This window comes from Bacillus sp. CR71 (genome assembly GCF_003429245.1).
GTDB lineage: Bacteria > Bacillota > Bacilli > Bacillales > Bacillaceae_G > Bacillus_A > Bacillus_A thuringiensis_S.
The window spans coordinates 554833-580433 of record NZ_CP031748.1 but is presented as its reverse complement, the minus strand read 5'-3'; the positions used below and the strand labels follow the sequence as shown (position 1 = coordinate 580433).

The following is a 25601-nucleotide window of genomic DNA, read 5'->3' as shown; positions in this document are numbered from 1 at the left end:
CTTTCTTTTTCAGCATTCCCATAATTTTTTTAATACTATACATACATCTCATCGCTGCTTGAGATAACATTATGATTGATAAAATCCACTCACATACACCTAGTCTCTTCTTCATGTAACGAACGTTCTTTATGCCATACATAATATAAATAGTTTCTTAACTTTCCCTTAAAAAAAGACGACCTTGTAAAAACAAGATCGTCTTCTTACTTATATTTTTTGATTTTTAGGAAAAATCACTTCAAAACAAGTGCCATTTCCCCATCTGCTCTCTACTGATATTTTTCCATAATGCTTTTCTACAATCCAATTTGCGATTGAAAGACCTAATCCAGCTCCTTCTGACGTACTTCTTGCTTTATCCCCTTGATAAAAACGATCAAATAATTTCGGAATATCTTCTTCTTTCACTCCTATCCCGTCATCCTTCACCTGTATACGAATTGAACTACTCGTTTGCGTACAATCTATTTGAATATGCCCACCTTCGTTTGTATACTTCATCGCATTATCTAACAGTATGACCATCATTTGATGAATCCGCTCTCTATCCCCCATAAAAGATACACCACGTTCTACTTTTAGTATCATTTCTTTTTCCTGATAAGAAGCAATCTCTTTATATGGAGCTACTATTTCTTCTAACAATTTATCAAGTTCAAATGTTTTCTTATCCATCTCAATTTGATTAGAATCAGAACGTGCTAGCAATAATAAATTACTAACGAGTTTCGATAACCGCCTACATTCTTTTGAAATTGTAGAAATATCCATCGCTTTTTCTTCTATCGTAGCGGATGGTGATTGGAATAACACATCCGTTTTTGATTGAATAACTGCAAGTGGTGTCCTTAGTTCATGTGATGCATCAGAAACGAATTGCTGCTGTTTCTCCCATGAATTTTGAATAGGTACAAGTGCTCTGCCAGCTAGGAAAAAGCCGATACCTATCGCACAGAGGCTTCCTATGCTACAACCTATAACGAGGATTAAAAATAAAGTATTTAACATTCTTTCTTCCGCTGTTATATCTCGCACGATTTGAACTATTTCTCCATCTTTTTGAAGCGAAAATGCTCTAAAATATCGTCCTTGTACTTCAATATCTTGTAACTCCCCTAATTTTTTTGGAGAAAACTTTTCCAAATTCTCTTCAAAAATAGAACGGAATTTACGGTTATCGCCCTCTATTTTCACTATTTTCCCATTCCAAGTTATTCTAGTTACTCGCGGATCTCCAATCTGGATATTCTCTATGCGTTTTCTTGGTGGTATTTTAACATCTAATTTTTCTCTATACTGAGCCATCATTTTTATAGATTGATCCACTTCATTATAAATACGCTTATATGTGTATGAATAAATAATACTGCCTAATATACCTATTAATAGGATAAATACTAATGAATTCACTATAGTCAAACGAATGCGTGTCTTTTGAAACATACTTCCTTTTTTCATTGTTCTTTTAATATATATCCAATACCTCGAACGGTTTGAATATCTTTCTGATAACCGAATGGCTCTAATTTTTTACGTAAATGATGCACATACACTTCTACAATTGCTACTGTCGTATCTGAATCAAATCCCCAAACACGATCAAAAATTTGTTCACGCATTAAAATCTTCCCGCTATTTTGAATGAGATACTCTAGTAGCTCATATTGTTTCAATGTCAACTTAATACCTTGTCCATCTACTTGAACGTCTTTATCTTTTCCGAACAATTCAATCCCTTTATAGCGAATCGTTTGCTGCGTTGTTAAACTACCACTTCTGCGTAGTAAAGCGCGAATTCTCGCTTTTAATTCAGGGGCCTGAAATGGCTTAACGATATAGTCATCTCCACCAAAGTCCAATCCCTTCACCCGATCTTCTAAAGAATCTCTCGCTGTCAAAAACAGGACTGGTGTTTCAATCTTTTCATCACGTATTTTTTGAATCACTTCAAATCCGTCCATCCCTGGCATCATCACATCCAACAAAATTGCATCATATATATTTTGAAGCGCTAAAAACAATCCATCTTCTCCATTTATTGCCGTATCTACTTCAAATTCATCACGCAAAATTTGTACGATAGACTCTAATAACGAAGTATTATCTTCTACTACAAGTAAGCGCATGCTCTCACCTTCCATCAAATAGTTCAATTCTATTTATTATTACATTTCTTCTCTTCATAACAAAAGAATGTAGTTATATTACGTAATTTCATTTTCAACTATTTCCTTCTAAAATTTTGAAATTTTATTATAAAAACTTTGTCTTAAATTTACCTTAATAAAAAATTGAAAGAAATAAGATTCCTCTTATCTCTTTCAATTTTTTATTACATATACCTTTTTACTTGGCAACTCCAAACAATTTAGCTGACCACCATACACAGCCCCGCCATCAATTCCAATAATACGATTACTACCAAAATACACTCCGCAATCCTCACTACTATGAAGCGTTTTTGTTTCCGTATGCCCAAATACAACAACCTTTTCACCGCTATATCCATTATGAAATTCATTACGGATCCACATTAACGTATATGGTTCAGATTCAGAAACTCGTTTCATCGGCTCAACCCCAGCATGTACAAATATATACTCTTCTGTTTCAATGTAATGATCTAATTCTTGAATAAACTTTATATGTTCCTCTAATACAGAAGATTGTAAAATCGGTTTTTGGAAGTCTTTCTCATTAACCACAATATCTTCTTCTAGAAATCCATAACTATATAATGTCTTATCTCCACCATTTCTTTTTACCCAATGGTTCCATGAACGTTCCTCATTTGTCGTTAACGCCTTAATCATCATATCTTCATGATTTCCTTTTAAAATGAGAGCTCCCTCTTCTTTCAATTCTTTTACCTTTTCAATTACAGCACGCGCATTTGGACCACGATCTACATAATCTCCCAGTAAGATTAATTGATCCTGTTTCGCATCATATTGAGCTTCTTTCAACAACTGTTCGAACTTTTCTATTTCTCCATGAATATCACTAATAACAAGAATTCTTTTCATATTATCCCCCCTCTTTCTAATTATAGTTCAAAACAACGGAAAATTCCGAATCTTAACCTTGAATTAAATTTATCTCGCATTAACGGGCAGTAAGACCCCCACCTCAAAATTCAGCAGAAGCAAAGAAGTTAGGTGGGGGTAGGGCTGCCCGTAAAAGCCCGATTGGTGAGGGCTAATAATCATTGGGGGATGAAGAAAAGCCCCATTGATTAAAGTTTCACTTTATTACAAACTAAACTATTATCCTTACAACAATGTAAGTCTCTTGTCATCCAATTCGATAGTTGTAATTACTGTATCTCCTTATACTGAGAGTAAGAAATGAAACAAAAAACAAGGAGAGATGAGAGATGAAAAAAGTAATGGAAGTTGTAGTAGCGATAGTAGAGGTTTTCGTAAATGGTAAACAAGTCGCAATGGAGTTGAATAAATAATGAAAAGGACAACATTCACTCTAGACCCTTTACTCATATAAAAGAGATAAGACTTCATCATTTCTTTGATCCCTTATCTCCCTATAAAGAAAGCCGTATCCCTTTTAAGGATACGGCTTTCTCTTATTTTTGACTCGTACGAGCTGAAATGCTAATTGCTCTATCTGTTGCTTTGGCAGCTTCATCTAACGCCTCTTTACTATTCTTTCCGTCATACATTGCTTCCAATGCTTTTACAACTGCATCTCGTGATTCTGGGAATACACTAATTAAAGCACCTTGTGTTGCTGGAGATTGCTTGGTCGCTTGCAGTTGATCTACCGTTACTTTCAACTGTGGATATTTTTCATATTGCTCTTTTACTAACGGCTCATTATATGCATCTGGATTAATTGAGAAATAGCCTGTTGCCGTATGCCATTTCGCTTGTACGTCTGGCTTCGTTAAATATTTCATAAAGTCCCAAGCACCTTGTTGCGTTTCTTCTGAAACCATATTCGTCATCCATAATGATGCGCCTCCAATGACAACACCATTTTGTTTCGAATCCTCTGGATATGGAATATATGAAACACCTACATTAAACTTAGATGCATCAATTAAATCACGAACACCTGCTGAAGAATCTAAATACATAGCAACTTGTCCAGACTGGAACGCAGCACGAATATCATCCCAACTTGCTCCATACTTTCCAAGTGCGCCAGCTTTATTTAAATCATCTAACATTCCAAATACTTTCTGTCCTTCTTTACCGTTAAATACCGCCTTCTTTGCAGCATCTTTACGGCCGTTTTCGTTATTTACATATAAAGCACCTTGTGTCGCTAACAACTCTTCAAAGAACCAACCATAGTTAAGCATGGAGAATCCATATTGTTTTACATTTCCGCCTTCTTTAATCGTTAACTTTTTCGCTGCTTCTTGTAATTCCGCATATGTTTTTGGAGCTTTCTCTGGATCTAAGCCCGCCTTTGCGAAAGCATCTTTATTATAAATTAATACTGGTGTAGATGAATTAAATGGCATAGAATACATTTTTCCATCAACTGAATAATAATTTGTAATTGCTTTTTCTAATTTTGACGTATCGTACTTATCTTTTTTTATCCAGCTATCAATTGGTGTGATTTTTTTGCTATCAATCATATATTTCGTTGTAATTTCACTCGATTGAACAAGAGCTGGCGCTTCTTTCGTTGCAGACATCGTTCTAAATTTCGTTAAAGACTCTTCATATGTCCCTTGGAACTCTGCCTTTATCTCGTATTTATTTTGCGACTTATTATAGTCTGCAACAAGACCCTCTAGTACTCCTTGTGTTTTTCCACCCATCGCATGCCAGAAGCGAATTACTGTTTTATCACCATTTTTTTCAACTGGTGCTACTTTTGCCTGTGCTTCAGGTTTTCCCTCTGTTTTACTATTTGAACAAGCGACACTAGATAATGCCATTGTTGCTACCATTAATAGAGCAGCACCTTTTTTTACTAGATTCATTTAAATCTCACCTTCTCTTAATTATTTAATTGCACCTTTTGTTAATCCTTGTTGTAATTGCTTTTGCCCTAAAAATAGTAAAATCAATGTTGGAATAACGATAACCGTAACACCGGCCATTACGCTTCCCCAATCAGTTGCAACTTCTTGAGACTGAAGCTGCTTCACACCGATTTGCACTGTTCTTACTTTTTCATCAGTGGTCACTAAAAGTGGCCATAAATACATATTCCATGTTGTTAAAAAGCTATATACTCCAAGCGTAATAAAACTCGTTTTACAATACGGAATTACAACGCTGAATAAAAACCTTACATTTCCAATCCCTTCAATAAACGCAGCTTCTTTTAGTTCATTCGGAAGTGTCATAAAATGTTGACGTAACAAGAAAATACCGAAAGCTGTTGCAAAAAACGGCACTGTCATCCCGGCGAAACTATTGATCCAGCCAAAGTTTTGAATCGTTAAAAAGTTAGGCACCATCGTTGCTTCCCACGGAATCAGCATCGTTGAAATAAACAGGAAGAAAATTAAGTTTCTCCCTTTAAACTGAAGAAAAACAAAAGCATAAGCTGCTAAACTTGATACGATAAGTTGTCCAATCATAACGACTGTCGATACAATTAAACTGTTATATAAGTATGTAAAAAGTGGTACTTTTTGAAAAATATTAATGAAATTATCAAAAGTAAACTGGGTCGGAAATAACCTTCTCATTTGAATATCGTCTGGTGTCATAAAACTTATTAAAAATGCATACAGTACAGGAAAAAATACCATTACTGCACTAATAATGAGCAGCATGTATAATAGGAAATTTTGTTTCCACTGTTTAACAATCATTTATAATGCACCTTTCTCTCAGCAAACTTAAATTGAAGTAATGTAGCAACGAAAATGAAAACAAATAATACCATCGCTTGTGCACTTGCTGTTCCAAATTGATGATTCACAAACGCCTCTTTGTAAATCGAGTACACAATCAAATTCGTTGCATCATTCGGTCCACCGTGCGTTAAAATATCAATTTGTCCAAAACTTTGGAACGCACTAATTAACGTTACGGTTACAATAAAGAATAAAGTTGGCGATAGCATCGGTAATGTAACACGGCGAAGCTTATATAAATAACTAGCACCATCTATAGATGCACTCTCATATAAAGACGTATCGATATTTTGTAAACCACCTAATATAACTAAAAATGCAAACCCTGTATTCACCCAAACTGTTGTAACTGATACAGAGAATAGTGCCCAGTCCGGACTCGTTAACCATGCGATTGCAGGAAGATTCATAGCGGCTAATATATTATTAAATAATCCTACACTTGGATGAAATAAAAATAGCCAAATCACTGCACTAGCAGCTACTGATATTCCCATCGTCGAAGAAAACAGAACTCGGAATAACCCAATACCTCTTACCTTTCCATTTGCAATCAATGCAAGAAACAAAGCAAATATAATACTCGTAGGCACTGTATATAAAACAAATAGTAAAGTTGATTTTATACTTTTGTAGAAGGCTGGATCAGAGAATAAATATTGATAATTTTCTAAGCCAACGAAAAGATTAGCTTCTCCATGTATATCGGTTAAATAAAAACTATAGTAAATCGTCCTAAACAATGGATAGAACAGAAAAATCGAAAATAGCAAAATAGATGGCGCCAAAAACAATAATCCTATTCTTAAATCTTTCGTTCTCTCCCATAATTTTTTCTTTTTTGACACCTTTGTTTGAACTGGTAACTTACTTACTTCGATCATTATTTCGCCACCACTTTCAACTCTTCTTCAGCTACCACTTTTAAGCGTTCATTCGTGTTTTCGTTAAAGAAGCATAACTTTTCTTGCGAGAATAATAATTTTACTTTGTCACCTTTGTTCAAGAGTAACTGTCCGATGACTTTCGCACTCCAAATTGTTCCATTTACCGCAAAGTTTAATATAGATTCATTCCCTAATACTTCTACAGATTGCAGCGTCACTTCTTGTCCTTCCTCAGACAGTGCAATATGCTCAGGACGCATGCCTATACGAATTATTCCTTCTGGTAATTGCTTTAACTGTCCAATAGATAATGGAATTTGCAATTTCCCTATATGTAATACACCTTTTTCTTTATCCACTTCTCCATCATTTATATTCATAGAAGGAGAACCTATAAAGCTTGCAACAAATTCGTTTGCTGGTTCGTTATATATGTCAAGTGGTGTTCCAACTTGCTGTATACTTCCTTTATTTAAAACCATAATACGATCTCCCATAGTCATCGCTTCTATTTGATCGTGGGTAACGTAAATCATCGTAATTCCTAATCGCTGCTGAATTTCTCTAATTTCAATTCTCATTTGCGCACGTAATTTCGCATCTAAATTCGAAAGTGGTTCATCCATTAAACAGATTGGTGCTTGACTCACGATCGCCCTAGCAAGCGCAACACGCTGTCTTTGTCCGCCTGATAATTGGCCTGGTTTCATTTTCACATACTCTTTCAGTCCTACTATTTCAATAGCTTCCATTAATCGCTTTTGTCGCTCTTCTTTTTGTACTTTTCTTACCTTAAGTCCAAATAAAATATTTTCTTCTACAGATAAGTGTGGATATAATGCATAATTTTGAAATACCATTGATAGATTACGGTCTTTCGGCTCTAGATCATTTGCAACACGTTCATTAATAATTAAATCTCCCGAAGAAATCTCTTCTAAGCCAGCGATCATTCGTAATAATGTGCTTTTCCCGCATCCCGAAGGTCCAACTAAAACAAAAAATTCGCCCTTCTTAATATGAACCGATACGCCTTTAACCGCTGTCTCTTCTGCATTTTTATATACCTTTGAAACATTTTTCAATTCAATCACAAGGTTGCACTCCTTTTTTCTTCATGTATCCATACTTCATAATGACTTGTTGAAATCGCACTTGCTCCTGCACGAATTGCAATTTCCGCATCTTCTCGCGTTTGAATCAGCCCGCCTGCAATAATAGGAAACTCTATTTCCTCTGCTAGCTGTTTAATTATAGAAGGCATAATCCCCGGCATAATCTCTACTGCATTTGGTTTAGTCGTTTTACAATTTTCAATTGATTTAGTAAGGGATAAAGTATCTACAATAAAAATACGTTGAATTGTTTTCAATCCAATTTTATTAGCATTTCGAATTGTCGAACCCTTTGTTGAAATAATACCTTGTGCCCCGATAACATCTTCAATATACAAAAGTGCTTCCTCTGTATTCGTATTTAAGCCTTGTATAAAATCACAATGAAGAAATACATCATGTCCATGTTTCTGCAATTCATATACACGCTCTGGTAATTCCAGCATTGAACCAGTCATAAGAAAAACTGTTTTCGGCAATTTTTTGTATGCTTTGTATCCTTTCCAATCCTTTATCATCGCAATATAAGATTCTTTAAACATTCATTCCACCTAACTGTTCTATTTTTATCCAAACTAAAAACACCTACTTACATAGAACGCCTTTCTCCTTATTTGAACTCTAGAGAATAGAGCACACCTAAGAAAGTGGCACATTATATGTAAGTGGGTGTTCTCAAATGTTCTCTACCCTAGTTATTTTGTTACCTTTACTATATTACGCATTTATTAAGTCAGTTTTGATAGATTGTTAATTAGGTGTTAACCGAATGTTAATATTCACTATATCACTATTTACATTAATCTAGATATTAAAATATAAACAAATAGAACGAAACAATACTTAAAATTCAATCAATATGTAAATTCATTCCATAGTTAATTAGTTTTAGTTTTCTCGCAACTGCTTGTGAAGCATAATTATCCCAAGAAGTACTATAAAGTGGAATGCGTTTTTCTTCTTGTAATGATATCGCCCAGGCTGTAACAACATCAGTACCATATCCGTTCCCTTGAAACTCCGCTAAAGTTTCCACACTTGCCTCAGCAGCTACGGGCGTACTTCTGGCACTGCAACAAACAGAAACTACCTTTTCATTTTTTACAATTGCAAAATAAGGTTTCCTCCATTCCATCTGTTCTATTAGATTAGGAAAATTTTCTCGCAAAAGCTCTCTATTCTTCTCAGTTATTTGTATTGTTCTAGTCGGCTTATGTAAATTACTATGAAACATGAAAGCAGGACCCATCCAAATATTTTTCACTGTTCTTTCTTCATTTAATACATTAATAATCTTTGCTATCTCTATATGCTTTGAAGGTTCTTGAATTAACTTCTCAATCTTACTTACCGTTTCATCATCCACATTACAATGATATCTCGTTATACTCCCTTCACGAGTTCTGCCAAGAAAAAAACGTGGTGCTTTCGGATTTCCTTGTTCATTTACATATTTCATTTTTCCGACTTGATTATGAACAAACAAAACCTCTACCTGAATTACTATTAAATCAAGTTCTGAGAGCCTCATTTTTATCCTCCTTATTTACTCCATATACCATCCATTCATAATCTATTTTTCATGTTCAAAACAAAAATCCCATTCAAATACACATTACTGAATCCATCATACTAACTGATTTCTTCATTCTGTCTATCTAAATGGGATTATTTTTCGTTTTTTACTCTACTGGTTGTTGTGGCTGTACTACTTCATTTGCTCCAGCTACCCTCAACATATTTACAATATCTTTAAAACCTCTTTTTTCAGCGTATTGCAGTGGCGTCAGATGTTCCTTGTTAGCCATATTTACATCTGCACCGTGATCAATAAGCAATTGAATTACTTTCTTATGGTTTTCACTACCATTTCCTAATACAATTGCTTCTAATAGCGCTGTTCCACCACGTTCATTTTTATAATTCACATCAATATCTGTATGCTCTAATAATTCTTTAACAACCTCTACATGGCCACGCTCAGATGCAGAAATAAGTGCTGTTCCACCTGACTTAGTCGTTTCTTTCGTATTAACTCCTGCATTAATTAATACTTTTACAATATCCGTATATCCTTCTCTACTTGCATAAAGAAGTGGATTACTTTTTTTCTCATCTTTAATTTCAATATTAGCACCTGCACCAATTAATGCTTTAACTGTCTCTACATGATTTTGGTACGTCGCTGCAAGGACAGGCGTTTCTCCGTTGTCACCTTCTACGTTTATATTCGCTCCATCCTGAATCAACTTCATAGCTGTCTCTGTGTCTCCAAGAGTAGCTGAAAGTAACAACTGTTTGTCCATTAAATTTATACTTTTCTCTTCTTTAGATTCTTCCTGTTCTTTATGCTTCTCTTTTTTCTTTTCATTTTTCACATGAACCGGTTTCGATTCTGGTTCTTCTTGCTTATCGCAAGCCACTACCGTCATTAAAAGTCCTAATAAAATACATAATAAAATTTTTTGTTTTCTCACAACTACAGCTCCTATGAAAGATAATGTTTTCTTAACCATTCCTCCATCACATACAATAACTCTTCTTGAGTACATTTATCCATAAGCCCTTTAGATTCCTTCTTTAATCAGATTATCTTAAGCTTATACTATGTTTCTCAACCTATTGAAATGATACGCCTGATGGCCCCATCATTAACATTATGAAGCAATTAGTTTAGCACGTTTTTACCGCATTTGTATACATTTCTAAAAAGTACATAAAGTGAAACTTTAATTAGTGGGGGTTTTGTTCATCCACCACTAATTATTAGCCCACACCAATCGGGCTTTTACGGGCAGTTGATCTCCACCTAAATTCTTTGCTTTCACTAAATTTTGAGGTGGGGATCTTACTGCCCGTTAATGCGGGATAAATGATTGCTTTAGGTTACTATATTCCATTGTAACCGTTCTTCTAAAAATTTTACACCTTTTCTATATTTGCACCTGAGTAATAATAGAAAAAGACAACTATATAGTTGTCTTTTTCTATTATTAATGATGTCCACCATGATTTCCTGCTTTCGGTTTCCCCATCATCTCTTTATTCATTTCCCATTTATGCTCTGCTAGCTCTTTATACGAAAGAACTTTCCCCTTATAGTTAGATACAAAGCTCTCTGCATCTTTTTTATTTTTAAATGAAATGACATTATAAGCCATCGGTGTCGTTATTGTTTTATCATATACGTAAGTAGCGTCTTCTAACGAAATCCAATCTTTCGAATCATAATCTCGAACAAATTTCTCTTTCGTCTTTTCATCTGAGTTGATCTCCATCCATTTATACATACAACCGATATCATCAAACTTTAACGCTTTTCCATTTTCTAAAATAATTTCTGTTGCAAATTGATTATCTGTTACCCCAATTTGACAAATATCACATTTATCATGTTTCTCATCAATGGCAACAGCTGCTGTTTCCTTTTTCCCACACCCGACTACTGTAAATATGAAACATAAACATATAGCAAGTACAACATATTTTACTTTCATCAATATTCCTCCCTAGAAACCGTATACTTCACGAAAAGAATACCAAAAGGTTGTGTGAGATTTGTGAAAAAACAATGTGCTTTTTGTAATATAGGAAACAAAAAAAGATGTGTAGTTATTTCTACACATCTCTCATCACTCGCAGCCTGTAATTAACAAATCATCTTCTAACTTAACTAATAATGTATCCGCACTAATTTCCTGTCCAACTTCTACATTTACCAATCTTATATTTCCACTAATCCCGACTGCAATTTTTTTTAGCTCACCGTCATTTTTTCGGATCATCAGTAATTTTTCCCATTCATATACGTAAGAAGATTCATTAATAAAAATCTCCTCTACTTTTCCTTCATAAGAGCTATAAATCTCTTCAATTCTCGTTTTCATATAACATCTACTCCCTATTTCACACTTCACTATTTTCATCTTATTCTACCATTCTTACGAGGAGCAGCTTACTTTTTAAAAATTCAAATTAACTACCGTGAACAAAATGAACAAAATAAAAATTATGCTTCTAATGATGTTATTTTTCAAATTATTTACCATTTGAATAGATGCTTTTATTATAAATAAAAAACCTTTTTCTGAATTTTTATTCTATTTTGAAAGCGCAATCATTCTTTTGAGGGGGAAATTACATGTTAGCACTACTTGGATTTGCGATGGTATTTGTCTTTATGTTTTTAATTATGACGAAACGTATGTCAGCGCTAGTAGCATTAATATTAATTCCGAGTGTTTTTGCATTAATTGGCGGATTCTATGCCAATATGGGGCCTATGATGTTAGAGGGAATTCAAAAATTAGCACCTACTGGTATTATGCTTATGTTCGCTATTTTATATTTTGGGATTATGATTGATAGCGGTTTATTCGATCCTGTCATTAGTAAGATTTTAAAATTTGTAAAAGGAGATCCTTTAAAAATCGTTGTCGGAACGGCTATATTGACTATTATCGTTTCTCTAGATGGTGACGGTACAACAACATACATGATTACAGTTTCCGCAATGTATCCACTATATAAGCGCCTTGGAATGAACCCCCTCATATTAGCTGGAGTTGTTATGTTAGGGGCGGGGGTAACAAATCTTACACCTTGGGGTGGACCCACAGCTCGTGTTATGAGCGCACTTGGGCTTGATGCTTCCGAATTATTTACACCTCTTATTCCAGGAATGATTACTGGTGCAATTTGGGTTGTTTTCGTTGCCTACTATCTTGGAAAAAAAGAAAGAAAACGTTTAGGAATTATGGATGTACAGTATTTAAAACAAATGCAAACAATGGATGAGCAAGCTGCAACTGTCGAAGCCGCAGTACATAAACGTCCTAAACTTCTATGGATTAACTTTTTATTAACCGCTACATTACTTGTCTGTCTCATACTAGAAGTTATGCCGTTACCTGTTTTATTTACAGTCGCTTTTGCTATTGCTGTTATGATTAACTATCCAAACTTAGAACAACAGAAAGAACGTATTGCTTCTCATGCAGGGAATGTATTAGCAGTTGTTTCTCTCGTATTTGCTGCCGGTATTTTCACTGGTATTTTATCCGGAACAAAAATGGTAGATGCGATGGCTAACAGTGTAGTAACTCTTATACCAGATGTACTTGGACCACAATTGCCAATTATTACAGCTCTTCTTAGTATGCCATTCACATTTTTCATGTCTAATGATGCATTTTACTTCGGGGTATTACCTATTTTGACGAAAGCTGCTGCTACTTACGGAATTAGTGCAGCTGAAATGGGACGCGCTTCCTTACTTGGGCAACCCGTTCACTTATTAAGTCCTCTTGTCGCTTCCACTTATTTATTGGTCGGAATGGCCAAAGTTGATTTCGGTGAACATCAACGCTTCACTTTATTGTGGGCCGTTGGAACGACAATGGTTATGTTAATTACCGGAATTGTAATTGGGATTATTCCAATATAAGATGCAAAAAAACAGTAGAAGAAATAAAATCCTCTACTGTTTTTTATTATGAAGAAGCAAGAAAATAACGTCTCTCCGGTCTCCCAACACTTCCATATATTAGCTCTGCGTGGACTTTCTTCCCAGATATCAAATACTCTAAATAGCGCCTTGCCGTTGATCGGCTTACTCCAACCATTGAGCTTAACATTTCTGCTGTAATCCCTTCTTCATTAACTGTTAACATATGCTTTTTTACTTTCGCTAAAGTATAAGGATCTATCCCTTTCGGGGCATATTCTATTTGATCTCCCTTCACACCTCTTTGAGACCATAAATATTCAATTTGTTCCGTAGATAATTGATTGTTCTTCTTTAACTGTATAATCTTTTTTTGATAGCCTTCTAGACTTGCTTTAAATCGATCAAACATTAGTGGCTTTACGATATAATCTGTTACTCCGCCCCGCAGGGCGTGCCTCACTACATCTGTTTCCGATGCCGCTGTAATCATAATGATATCTGTATCGTGCAAATGATTCCTAATATATGTGACAAGTTCCGTTCCCTGCATATCAGGTAAGTACACATCTAATAACACGAGCTGTGGCTTCACAAGCTCTAGCCATTCTTTCGCTTGTTCTCCAGTCGTTGCCGTTCCAATTACTTTAAATCCCTCAATTTTTTCAGTAAAACGACGATGAATGTCAGCAATCCGAATATCATCTTCTACAATTAATACTTCAATCTCCTCACCCATTACTATTCGCCTCTCTCTTTCGGTAGTGCAATAATAAATAACGCACCACCTAAATCCCCTTTTTCAATTGCAATACTTCCATTTAAATCTTCTACTAACTCTTTCACTTTTGCTAATCCATATCCTCGCTCTCCTCCTTCTTTCGTCGAAAAGCCTTTATAGAATATGCTAGTAATTATTTCATCATGAATCCCTTGCCCTGAATCTTCCACTTCAATTAATATTTCTTCTCCAATATCAGTTACAAACATCCTTACTTTCCTATCATTCTCTTCATTTTTTTCAATTGCTTCAAATGCATTCGTAATTAAATTCCCTAAAATAGAAACGACATAATTACTCTCAATATGTGGACTTAATTTGTCTAAACCACTTTCTCTATCTAGCATAAAATCAATCTTCAACTCTCGTGCTCTATTATAAAATCCAATTAAAATTCCACCTAGCCATGGATTTTGAATCCGCTTCATAATAAATTGAACAAAATCTTGATATACCGCTGTTTCCTTATGAATAAGCTCTAAAGCATCTTCATATGATTCTAATTGGATAAGACCCGAAAGCGTATACAATAAATTATTATATTCATGCGTTTGCGCCCGCAATGCCTCTGTATATTGCTTCGTCTGGGACAATTCTGCTGTTAACTGATCCATTTCAGATTTCAAACGTAAGCTCGATACAACGCCAGTTACTTTATTCTTTACTTTAATAGGTAGACGGTTCGCAATAACAGCCTGTCCTTTTATATTTAATTGGCGGTCAAACTGTTCTTCACCAGTTTGAAGTACATCTAGTATCGTTGAATTAGGAATTACATTTAAAATAAATTCCCCAATAATATTTTGTTGTTTATTTAGCGAAAGAATATCATAAGCTGCTTGATTGACTAAACTAATCATGCCATTTTTATCGATTACAATAATCCCTTCACGTACAGATTGAATCACTGTACTATGCTCTTCATATAAAGATGAAATTTCTTCTGGCTCCATCCCGAACATCATTCTTTTTATACTTCCCGCTAAATATATAGAGCCGATTACCCCAATTAAAAGACCTATTACTGTAATCCAAAATACACGCTTTCCATACACTTCTACTGCTCCATGAATATCAGCCATTGAAAACCCAACAGACACCACACCGATAATTTCATTTTCCTGGTTACGGATTGGGACTTTCCCACGCAATGAAGGGCCTAACGATCCATTAGCTTTCGAAACATAAGATTTCCCTTCTAATAAAACGCCTTTATTATCTCCGCCAACCATTTTTTCTCCTATTTTATCTCGCTCAGGATGCGCATAACGAATCCCCTCTTTGTTTCCAACTACAATAAAGTCAGCTTCTGTATCAATTCGAATTTTTTCTGCGATTGGCTGAATAATAGAAGCTGGATTTTCTTTTTGAAAAGCTTCCTGAATTTCTGGTATCGCAGCAACTGTTTTCGCAACATGCAAGGCCCTTTTACCAATTTGCTCTTCTACTGTTTCAGATAATATGTAAAAAAATAAATAACTTGTTAGCAAAAGTACAACAAGAATAAGTGTACTAATAGTTAATGTAATTCTCGGTTGTAGTTTTAATTTTTTCAATGTCAAAACCATTCCCCTAACATAATTAAAGATAGAATTTAAAGAAAATACAGTTTTTTATTATCATAACACGCTTACTATATATTTCTTTCTTTTTTATCTTCATAAAAAAAGAAACGAAGCATAAGCACTACTTCGTTTCTTAACAGTTTATTATTATATTTTAAACTTACCAATCATCTCTTGTAATTCTTCTGCCATTTGTGATAAATGAACTGCTGCTGCATTTATTTCATCTACTGAAGCTAATTGTTCCTCAGAGGAACCAGCAATATTTTGAACGCTTGCCGCATTTTCTTCAATCGTAGCTGCAATTTCATTAATAGATGCACTTACTTGCTTTGCATCTACCGTCATTTGTTTTGCTACATCTACCATGCTATCAATTTGTACAACTGTATCATTTGTAGACTTCAATATTTCGGCAAAGCTTTGCTTCGTTTCATTTGCAACTACAAGTCCTGATTGTACTTCTGTTCCAACTTGATTCATAGAGCTTACTGTTTCTTTTATATCAAATTGAATCTCTTTCACTAGTTTTCCAATTTCCGTAGAAGACTTTCCTGATTGTTCTGCTAGCTTTCGCACTTCATCTGCTACAATTGCAAATCCTCTTCCTTGCTCTCCAGCTCTCGCAGCCTCAATTGCCGCATTTAACGCTAATAAATTTGTCTGTTCTGCAATATGTTGAATCACTTCAAGAATTGCTCCAATTTGTTTCGACTTATCGTCTAACAAACCAATGATTTTGTCTGACTGTGAAACAGAATCATGAATTAATTGCATTTGATTCACAGTTTTTTCAACTAACGTCCCACCATTTTCAGCTTTTTTCTTCGTATACATAGAGGCTGTAGATACTAATGAAGAACTATCTGCAACACGCTGAATTCCTTCTGTAACTTCTTCTAACAATGTTGCTCCTTCTTCAACTTCTTTCGTTTGTATTTCTGCACCACTCGATACTTGCTCTATCGCCTGTGTAATTTGTTCCGTTGCTTCGCTTGTCTGCTTCATACTAGCTGTTAATTCTTCTGAAGATGCTGCTACATGACTTGCTGAAATGTTTATATTGGAAATGACACTATGTAACGATGTAGCCATCTCGTTAAAGCTTTCTCCTAGCTGTCCAATTTCATCTTTAGAATGAACTGTAATTGATTCTGTTAAATCGCCTTCACTAATCTTCTTCGATGATATAACAAGTTGTTTTAACGGTTTAATAATAGACGCAATAATGAAGTAAATTACAATCCCACCGATTAGTAGCGAAATTCCAAGAACAGTTATTGTTTTATAGAAAATAGGTTCAGCCGCTTCGATAATTTCTTTGGAAGGCATAATTCCTGCTATTTTCCATCCAGTTTTCTTATTCGTTTTAAAAGTGATATTACGATCTTCACCATCTAACGAATAATGAACATCCCCAGCTTCCTGTTTATACAATTCTTTACTAAGTTTCTCTTCTAATTTCTCTCCTGGCTTCAGTGTCGGGTGCGCTACTACATTTTTATCTTGATCAAATATTGCTACATACCCTTCCTTACCGATATTAACCATCTTGGAAGTAGTAACAATATCATTAATGATTAAGTCAATCCCAAGAACGCCACTTTTATCCTCATTTTGTTTTGCTAGTGTAATAACAATATTACCTGTCGTTTTTGACTTATATGGAGCAGTTACAATTACTTCTCCGCTTTTCTTCACTGCCTCTTTATACCAATCTCTTTCTGTAGGATTATATCCATCTGGCATCTGAATAGCTGGTGATTGAATAAACTGTCCATTACTAGATCCTGTATAGATTGCTTCCATTTCTGGATGCAGTTTATTGTATTCTTCTAGTTTATTTTGTATGTTTTGAATTTGATCTGCTTGGTAACTTGATTGTGTGAATAATTTTGTAAAATAAGTTGCATCTATTTTTTTACTATCCAATTCTTTATTAATTACATTATCCAAAATTTTTATATTATCTTTCGCCGAGTTCAAAATCGTTTCATTAAAATTCGTCTTCGCCTGTTGATAAGACGTCCAACCAATTACAATACTTGGAAGAATTAAAATAATAATAAATGATACAAGTAACTTTGTTTTTAAACTACTACTCCTTAATTTCCCTTGAAACATACTTCTACCCCTCCATACCGTTTTAAATGTAATTAATTAACATTTAATCTTTCTATAAAAATAATACAATTTAAATGTATCGATGAGACTCTCTATCTTTTTCTACATCATAAAGAATTGATACATACCTTTTTCATTCTATATAAATTAAATAATTAAAACAATATATAAAAATGTATATTATTCGAAATATTATAATTCACTGAAGAACCTCTAGTATCTCACTTACTAGAGGTTCCTCCCGCTTTACTATTCTTTATCTTTTTCTACTTCTTTTTTCGCATCTTCTACTACAGATACAACAGATTTATCGTTTGATAATTGTTGTACTGCTCCTTTTCCAGCAAATCCTTCTAATAACTCTTTTAAATCAATGCCAGAAGAAGCTTTTAATGTTTCTTGCATCGTTGCCATTAAATCAGTCGCATAACCTGCAACTTTTCCGGCGCCGCTATTTTTACCACCGCCACCTGTATCGACAACTGTAATTTTATCAATGTTGCTAAGTGGGCTTGCAACTTCCTTCGCATAACTTGGAAGCATGTTAAGAACCATATCCATAATCGCAGCTTGGCCATATAACTCAAATGCCTCTGCAATTTTTTGTTTCGCTTCCGCTTCTGCTAAACCTTTTAATCTGATAACATCTGCTTCCGCTGTACCTTGTGCTTTTTGTACTTCTGCTTTTGCTTGACCTTGCGCTTTTTCGATTTCCGCCTTCGCTAAACCTTCTACACGAACTTCTTCTGCACGTGCTCTTGCTTCCGCTTCAATTTTATATTGATCTGCATCTGCTTTTTTCATTTGTTTTACTTTTTCCGCTTCTGCTGATTGTTCAACAGCATAGCGATCTGCATCTGCCTTTTTCTTTACTTCTGCATCATATTGCTTTTCACGACGCGCAATCTCTTTTTCTTCTAATTCAATTTGCTTTTCACGTTCAATGATTTTAACGCGCATTTGCTCTTCTGTAACACCTTGTTGCGCTTTTGCTTGTTGTAATTCATAGGAAAGATCTGCATCTGCGCGAGCTTGTTCTTGATCTCTCTTATAAGATTGTACTTTTAACTCTTTATGTTTTTCAGCTTCAGCGATTTGTGCATCACGTTGATACTCAGCTTCTTTTGCTTCTTTCTCAGCACGAGCTTTTTCAATTCGTGCCTCTTTTTCACGCTCTGCATTTGCAACTGTTGCATCACGCTTAACCATCGCAATTTGTGGCTGACCAAGTGCATCTAAGTAACCGTTCTTATCCATGATTTCTTTAATTGTAAAGGAAACGATGCGAAGTCCCATCTTCTTTAAATCTGTAGAAGCTACTTCATGTACCTTTTGAGCGAATTGCTCTCTATTACTATAGGCATCTTCTACTGTCATAGAAGATAAAATAGCACGTAGATGACCTTCTAAAACTTCTTTTGCTTCTATTTTCAACTCTTCTGTTTCTTTTCCTAAATATTGTTCAGCTGCTGTAGAAACTTCTTCAATGGTAGATCCTACTTTAATAATAGAAACACCATTTACTGTAATCGGTACACCTTGTTTCGTATACGTATCACGTGTTCCCACTTCTAATTTGTAGTTTAATAGACTTAAAGGCTCTGCTCTTTGCATAATCGGAACTACGAAAGTACCGCCACCACGAATAATCTTAATCTTCTTTCCATCATCAGTGGTAACTACATTTTTCCCGCCACCAAGCCAGTTTCCAGTAACAATTAATGCTTCATCTGGTCCAACTGTTCGATACTTTGTAATGAATACTAAAATGAGTAGAATTAAAATTGCGAGTAATACTCCACCGATAATTAATGGAATCGTCATGTAAATTCCCCCTTATAATTTTGGTTTCTTTAAAGAATAAGCGATGTTCTGTACAAGTAAAACACCATCTTGGACTCCCTCGATAATAACCTCTGTTCCTTGCGAAATATCTTTCTTTCCAACTGTTTTAGCTAGGATTGCATTGTTTCCAAATTGGGAGGAAATTAATACTTCACCAAACCCTTCTGTAGGAATAGTCGTAATGACCTCTCCTTTGCAACCGATGAATTCATCCATACGTTGCACCGTGTTTTGTTCTGCTTCTGCAATCGGTTTTAAAATTAGTATTTTCATGATGAATACACCGATAAAAGATATAGCAAATGCAGCCCCAAAAATAAGAATACTATTAAAGGAAAATAAATATTCTCCTATATAACTAAGTCCACATAACATGGCGAAAAAACTAAGTAATAAAGTAACAACGGATACAGATCCGCCTCCAAAACTAAATATGGATTCAAATATATCTCCAAAAAAGATATAAATTACAGTGAGTATAGTAGCAATAATAAATCCATATAAATAAATTGTTTCAAGTGGATAACCAAACAAAGCCATTTCTTATCCCCCTCTCTTAAACAATCCCTTTTTTGTTATGTGTATGCCCCACCTCTTTCAAAGATTATCGTTCTAAATTTTCAGTTATTTACCCTTTAAAGAAAAGCCTGTAAGACAGGCCTCTAAAAAAGAACAGGAGAAACCTATTGTGACAGGCTCCTCCTAGAAAATAACCGATATATTATATATCTATATAATATACTATTTTCCACAAAAAGTAAAGTTAAACATACATTGGAAAAGTACTTATTTTACTGACAATTCGTATGTTCCATCACCATTATTATATTTATATACATACAAGTAATACTTACCTGGTTTTGCATTAAATTTTGCTTCTATATGATTCCCATTAGCTTGACCGTAAGCCGCATAATTTTGCATATCTGATTCATGGTGAAGTACCCATGTCATCCCAATTCCATACTCATTTAAAACAGAAATGTCGATATCTTTCGCTGATGCTACATTAAATGTATAAACATCAGTGTGGTCCCCGCCAATAAGATTACCTTTTATCGTACTATTTAGCCCGATACGATTTGCTTCCTCTGGACGATTATTTGGTTCTGATTCTGTTAAACTTCCATCTTTAATCGTAACAGTTGTTTCGCTTCTGCTCTCTTTTCCTTTATCATCTTTTACTCTTAACGATACTTTATAAGAACCTTCTCTTTCATATACATGTACTGGATTCACTTCTGCACTTGTGCTTCCATCTCCAAATTCCCATAAATAAGAAACAATTTTTCCATCTTCATCGTTTGAGCCATCACTTTTAAATTGAATTCCCTCTTTTACAACTCCATTATAAGGCCCGTTTACATTAACCGTCGGAGCTTTATTTTCTCCATCATCTTTTGCGATTCCATGGAAGACTACATCATATTCAAATTCATTTGAGCTATTCACACGATAATTGACGAAGTATGCTGTAACAGTTTTGTAGCCACTCCATTCTTTTTGCGCCAATTGTTCTAAAGATTCATTTACTCTTTTACTCATTGCTTTCCAATCTTCTGATTCACCTTTTGTGACACTACCTGTATACGTACCTTCTAATGTAAATGTATTAAAGAATTGAGAATTATGTTTTGTCATTTTTGTATCTTTCATAGGCAACGTATCACTAATTTCTTTCTTCACCGCTGTTAACGACTTCGTTGCATGTTCAGCTAAATAATCATCAGCTACTTCTGGTACAGTGTATGTATCTTGATTATTAATTAACTGCTGCATATACTCTTGATACTCTTTATTTAACTTAGGATCTTTACTTAGATTTTCACGATATGCATCATAATTTTTCACGTCATTCGCACGAATTAAATCTTGAATTTTATCAAATGTTTCAAACTGATGCGTATATAAGTAAGACTGCAATGCGAACGAGTAATTATAGAAATCCCAAGAACCGTATTTAGCAAATAGTGTGCGCTCTGCAGTATAACGGCTTGCAGGATCAGATGATAATCCGCTAATTATACTCTTTCTTGGTACAACGTTATTCGTACGAGTAGAGCCTGCGAAAAACTCTGCATTTCCTTCTTGGAACCAAGTTAACCTTTCATTTTGATACATATCTCCTCTTCCAAATAAACCAGGAACTTCATATCTCCCTTGCAGATAATGAGTAAATTCATGACGGAATAACTCTTCTAAACTATAAATACTTTGCTCTGGTGTACGCTCATATGTAAAGAATGTTCCTGTTTCTTCGATATAAATTCCACCGTTGTTTGTTTCATACCCATACAATTGTCTATTTAACTGATATTCATCTGGACTATTATAAATTACGATTGTTAACACATCATCCGCATTTCCTGGCTCTAATGCTTTGTCATTTCCAATTACACGGTGATACTGTGCCTTTACTTCCTTCGCAGCCCAATATAATCTCTTAATTTTTTCTTCTGATACTTTATCTCCTGTTTTGAACACAATTGATCCATCATCGAATGTATACGTTTTTGGTAAGTACTGCTCTTTTCCTTCTTTACGTATTTTCTCTAAATCTACTGTATTCCCGCTATAATCTTTACCATTATAATTTGTTGTAATTTGTTCTATCGCAACAAAATATGGTTCACTTAAGTGTGGGTACATATGCATTGCTTGTGTAACAACCTCTAATCCTTTATTCGGATTGCTATGAAATTTCCCTAAACGGCTTGCAAAATAAATACCATTATTAACGAGCCATTTATTTTCTGACGTTACTTCATTTAAAAGAGCAATACGATTTATTTCATTAATAAACCCATCTACTTTTCCATACCACATCGTTTCATTCGCTTCTTTACGGGCCTCAACTAAATACGACTGTATATCATAGTCAATCCCTTGCATAATATCGTATATTGCTTGTCCCTTCATTCGATCATTTACATAAGTAGTAAAATTATCATTGTATTGCTTTAAAATATTTGATGCGTATTGAACTGTTTCAACATCACTTGATGCATTACTAATTAATTTTCCGTATGCAGATACGACTGTATCTTGTTCATCTGTACCAAGCTTAAAGTTTGGATTTTTTGCGATTGCTTTTAAAGCAGGTAAACATTTATCCTGGAAGCTTCTTTCATTTAATTCACTTAATTCGTTATTATAAAATGCCAGATAAAAAGCGGAACGCAACACTTCAGTAAACGTTTGAATTCCTTTTGAATCATCTTTCGTAAATGTACTACCTCTATGAGCTAATTCATCTATAATGACTTGCATTTTTCCTTTATCTTTATAAAAGGCCTTTGTGTCTTCATTAAACTGGAATAAATCTGTAATTTGGTGCCACTTAATACTGCCTAATGTTTCAACTAATTCTTGATTATTCATTTTGTTTAAATCAGCCATTGAATAGCTTTCTTTAACTTGCTTTACTGCCGTTTTCTTCGTAATAGATGCTGGTCGCTGTGAAAAATCGCCTACTTTTAAACGTTCTTGAAATGATAAGGTTTCATCAACTTTTGAAACATGCCCAACTTCATCTACTGGCTTTTCAATTCCAACCGGTTTCGTTTTTAGCACATTATACGGTACTTTTTCTTCCGCTACTGCATGAGTTTGAAGTGCCCCTAACGATAAAGCCATTGTACTAATGCTAAGCATCACTTTATTGATCTTTGATTTCTTGTTCATATCCTTGCCCCCTATTTTAATATTCCATTCAAGAATTTAACATAAAATCTGGATGTAACAATATAAAATGCAATATTTCATATTATTTCTTCCTATAATTTGTACATATCGTGAACACCCTTTCCTTTATCTAACCTCCGCTGATTATGAACTTATAACAATCAAAATTCCCTTTTACAAATATTAAAAAGAGAATTTTTTGACATTTCACCCTTTAATTGTTATGGTTAATATAATTGTTAACTTTATTAAATAAAGGTGGGATTCTATGATAAAAAAAGAGAACAGTGTATTTTATATCTCCATCTTGCTTACAACCTTATTTATTATATGGGGTGTCATACCAGCAAGCTGGATACAAGGCCATGATTTACAAAGTATCACATCTTCTTTAAACTCATTTATCCTCAATAAATTTGGATGGTTTTACTCTCTACTTATGACCACAATGCTTGTTTTAGCTACTTATTTAGCCTTTTCAAAATACGGTTCTATTCGTCTTGGTAAAGATGGAGAAAGACCAAAATACAGCTATTCATCTTGGTTATCCATGTTGTTTGGAGCAGGAATGGGGATTGGACTCCTCTTCTATGGAATCGCTGAACCGATTTCACATTTTACAGATCCATTAACAGGAAAAGCAGGTACAGAGGAAAGCGCCAAACTCGCTATGCAATATTCATTTTTCCACTGGGGACTCTTTCCGTGGTCACTATACGCGATGGTTGCTTTAACAATTGCATATTTCACATTCCGCAAACAAAAAGGTAGCACAATTGGGGCTACAGTTACTCCATTATTTAATCGATCGAAAAATTCTCCTATCGGAAAAACAGTCGATATTTTGGCTGTTTTAGCCACAGTATTTGGCATTGTGCCATCTGTTGGGATTGGTGCTCAACAAATTGCCGGAGGATTAAGCTATTTATTCCCTTCTATTCATAACACTTTACTTACTCAGCTCGTACTTATAGCTATCTTCGCTGTTTTATATTTAACAAGTGCGCAAACTGGCTTAGATCGTGGGATTAAATATTTGAGTAACTTGAATTTCTCTCTCGCAGGTATTTTACTCGTCTCCTTTTTAATTTTAGGACCAACTGTATTTATTATGAAATATTTCACATCTACACTCGGTTCTTATATCGGCGCTTTACCTAGTATGGGATTAAATTTAGGAGCATTTAGTGAAAAATCTTCTTCTTGGATTGAAAACTGGACTATTTTCTATTGGGGATGGTGGATCTCTTGGTCTCCATTCGTCGGTACATTCATTGCTCGTATTTCTAAAGGGCGCACAATAAAAGAATTTATTATTGGAGTTGTATTAGTCCCAACTCTTATCTGTACATTTTGGTTTGCAGTATTTGGCGGTACCGCTATCCATATGGAAATGTTCCAATCGCTTGGGATAGCTGATGAAATCGCAAAAAATGGTACAGAGATTGGATTATTTGCTGTTATTTCGCACCTACCATTCTCTACATTTTTAACGGTTATCGGGTTAATTTTAGTAGCCACATTTTTCGTTACTTCTGCCGACTCGGCAACATTTGTTGTTTCAATGCAAACGAGTAACGGAAGCTTATCACCGAAAAATAGTTTAAAACTTATATGGGGATTAACAATCGCGATCATTGCAGCACTTTTATTACAAGCTGGAGGATTAAATGCACTACAAATTGCAGCTATAATCGCAGCACTACCATTTTCTATCGTAGTCGTTCTTATGGTTGCTTCGCTATTTAAAGAGCTGCGAAAGGAAGATGTTAATTCGCAAACGAAAGAAGTTCCGCAAAAAATAAAAAAGATTATGTAACAATTGGCACCTCAAATTACTTCTGAATCCGTGATGACTGAGAGAAAAAAGAAAATTAACAAACCCCATTCGTATGAAATATAATTTTCATACGAATGGGGTTTTACTCTATCTATTACACAAAAGACAAACATTAATTATATACAATAATAAGATTAAACGTTATTTATTTCTTAAATAACCTCTTTCTAAATACGAACATACTTAGTGCGGAAAGAACAAGTGTTATTCCAGAAAGTAAAGTCGATGTGCTAGCTTCACCGCCTGTTGATGGTAAAGATTTCTTTCCTTCCTCCGTCTTATTAACATGTTGTGTATTTAAAGTATCTGCTGTTCTGCCTTCGTTTTCAACAACCTGATTATTTCCTTTTGGCTCTTTTACTTCCTCTTTCGCTTCTTCAACTTCTTTTGTTGGTTCTTTCACTTCTTCTTTTGACTCTTCCACTTCCTTTGTTGGTTCTTTCACTTCTTCTTTTGACTCTTC

General features: G+C 34.6%; 21 protein-coding genes. 2 read left to right on the top strand and 19 right to left on the bottom strand.

The genetic code is table 11. From position 1 onward, the window contains the following. Positions 1 to 210 precede the first annotated feature (210 nt). From DOS87_RS03025 to DOS87_RS02970, 12 genes are all read right to left on the bottom strand, one after another. A complete protein-coding gene (locus DOS87_RS03025) occupies positions 211 to 1461 on the bottom strand; it encodes a sensor histidine kinase (protein ID WP_000715828.1) in 1251 nt (416 codons plus the stop codon). Next, the gene (locus DOS87_RS03020) at positions 1458 to 2129 is read right to left on the bottom strand and encodes a response regulator transcription factor (RefSeq protein WP_002162940.1); all 672 of its coding nucleotides are present in this window, start codon (positions 2127 to 2129) and stop codon (positions 1458 to 1460) included. Before DOS87_RS03020 ends, DOS87_RS03025 begins: the two co-directional genes overlap by 4 nt. A 195-nt stretch (positions 2130 to 2324) precedes the next feature. Next, a complete protein-coding gene (locus tag DOS87_RS03015; protein ID WP_000821983.1) occupies positions 2325 to 3029 on the bottom strand; it encodes a metallophosphoesterase family protein in 705 nt (234 codons plus the stop codon). A gap of 557 nt (positions 3030 to 3586) precedes the next feature. After that, positions 3587 to 4963, bottom strand: a complete 1377-nt coding sequence (locus tag DOS87_RS03010; protein ID WP_001055010.1) for an ABC transporter substrate-binding protein — start codon at positions 4961 to 4963, stop codon at positions 3587 to 3589. Between the two features lie 21 nt (positions 4964 to 4984). Then, positions 4985 to 5806, bottom strand: a complete 822-nt coding sequence (locus tag DOS87_RS03005) for a carbohydrate ABC transporter permease (protein WP_000635948.1) — start codon at positions 5804 to 5806, stop codon at positions 4985 to 4987. Continuing rightward, entirely contained in the window at positions 5803 to 6735 is a 933-nt protein-coding gene (locus DOS87_RS03000) for a carbohydrate ABC transporter permease (protein WP_097981464.1), read from the bottom strand. Before DOS87_RS03000 ends, DOS87_RS03005 begins: the two co-directional genes overlap by 4 nt. Then, complete coding sequence (locus DOS87_RS02995; protein WP_098578097.1) at positions 6735 to 7832, bottom strand: ABC transporter ATP-binding protein; 1098 nt, start codon at positions 7830 to 7832, stop codon at positions 6735 to 6737. Before DOS87_RS02995 ends, DOS87_RS03000 begins: the two co-directional genes overlap by 1 nt. Then, entirely contained in the window at positions 7829 to 8395 is a 567-nt protein-coding gene (locus DOS87_RS02990) for a glycerol-3-phosphate responsive antiterminator (RefSeq protein WP_000472047.1), read from the bottom strand. Before DOS87_RS02990 ends, DOS87_RS02995 begins: the two co-directional genes overlap by 4 nt. Before the next feature lie 308 nt (positions 8396 to 8703). Then, a complete protein-coding gene (locus DOS87_RS02985) occupies positions 8704 to 9384 on the bottom strand; it encodes a GNAT family N-acetyltransferase (protein ID WP_001239734.1) in 681 nt (226 codons plus the stop codon). Positions 9385 to 9535: 151 nt separating this feature from the next. Continuing rightward, positions 9536 to 10405, bottom strand: coding sequence for an ankyrin repeat domain-containing protein (locus DOS87_RS02980; protein ID WP_000287334.1), 870 nt, complete (start codon positions 10403 to 10405; stop codon positions 9536 to 9538). A 441-nt stretch (positions 10406 to 10846) separates the two neighbouring features. Then, positions 10847 to 11350, bottom strand: coding sequence for a nitrous oxide reductase accessory protein NosL (locus tag DOS87_RS02975; protein WP_000865661.1), 504 nt, complete (start codon positions 11348 to 11350; stop codon positions 10847 to 10849). A 135-nt stretch (positions 11351 to 11485) separates the two neighbouring features. Next, positions 11486 to 11740 carry a hypothetical protein gene (locus DOS87_RS02970; protein ID WP_000857376.1) on the bottom strand — a complete coding sequence of 85 codons (255 nt, stop codon included), beginning with the start codon at positions 11738 to 11740 and terminating at the stop codon, positions 11486 to 11488. Between the two features lie 254 nt (positions 11741 to 11994). Here DOS87_RS02970 and DOS87_RS02965 point away from each other — a divergent pair, with 254 nt between their 5' ends. Then, positions 11995 to 13299, top strand: a complete 1305-nt coding sequence (locus DOS87_RS02965) for a CitMHS family transporter (RefSeq protein ID WP_000880470.1) — start codon at positions 11995 to 11997, stop codon at positions 13297 to 13299. A 46-nt stretch (positions 13300 to 13345) separates the two neighbouring features. Here the strand turns inward: DOS87_RS02965 and DOS87_RS02960 are convergent, their stop codons facing one another. From DOS87_RS02960 to colA, 6 genes are all read right to left on the bottom strand, one after another. Further along, positions 13346 to 14038 carry a response regulator gene (locus DOS87_RS02960; protein ID WP_098578098.1) on the bottom strand — a complete coding sequence of 231 codons (693 nt, stop codon included), beginning with the start codon at positions 14036 to 14038 and terminating at the stop codon, positions 13346 to 13348. Positions 14039 to 14040: 2 nt separating this feature from the next. After that, positions 14041 to 15648 (bottom strand): ATP-binding protein, encoded by a 1608-nt coding sequence (locus DOS87_RS02955; protein WP_003255872.1) that lies wholly within the window; start codon positions 15646 to 15648, stop codon positions 14041 to 14043. A 144-nt stretch (positions 15649 to 15792) separates the two neighbouring features. Then, positions 15793 to 17769: a methyl-accepting chemotaxis protein gene (locus DOS87_RS02950; RefSeq protein WP_000486200.1), complete on the bottom strand. Its 1977-nt coding sequence runs from the start codon at positions 17767 to 17769 to the stop codon at positions 15793 to 15795. A 249-nt stretch (positions 17770 to 18018) separates the two neighbouring features. Further along, complete coding sequence (locus DOS87_RS02945) at positions 18019 to 19593, bottom strand: flotillin lipid rafts scaffold protein FloT (RefSeq protein WP_000154997.1); 1575 nt, start codon at positions 19591 to 19593, stop codon at positions 18019 to 18021. Between the two features lie 12 nt (positions 19594 to 19605). Beyond that, positions 19606 to 20154 carry an NfeD family protein gene (locus DOS87_RS02940; protein ID WP_001173143.1) on the bottom strand — a complete coding sequence of 183 codons (549 nt, stop codon included), beginning with the start codon at positions 20152 to 20154 and terminating at the stop codon, positions 19606 to 19608. A gap of 246 nt (positions 20155 to 20400) precedes the next feature. Then, positions 20401 to 23298, bottom strand: a complete 2898-nt coding sequence (gene colA, locus DOS87_RS02935; RefSeq protein WP_098578100.1) for a collagenase ColA — start codon at positions 23296 to 23298, stop codon at positions 20401 to 20403. A 268-nt stretch (positions 23299 to 23566) separates the two neighbouring features. On the opposite strand from colA, the gene opuD reads away from it, so the two are divergent. After that, positions 23567 to 25117 (top strand): glycine betaine transporter OpuD, encoded by a 1551-nt coding sequence (opuD, locus tag DOS87_RS02930; RefSeq protein WP_000591601.1) that lies wholly within the window; start codon positions 23567 to 23569, stop codon positions 25115 to 25117. Positions 25118 to 25283: 166 nt separating this feature from the next. Here the strand turns inward: opuD and DOS87_RS29980 are convergent. Next, a partial coding sequence (locus tag DOS87_RS29980) for an LPXTG cell wall anchor domain-containing protein (RefSeq protein WP_261795609.1) occupies positions 25284 to 25601 on the bottom strand: 318 nt, incomplete at its 5' end.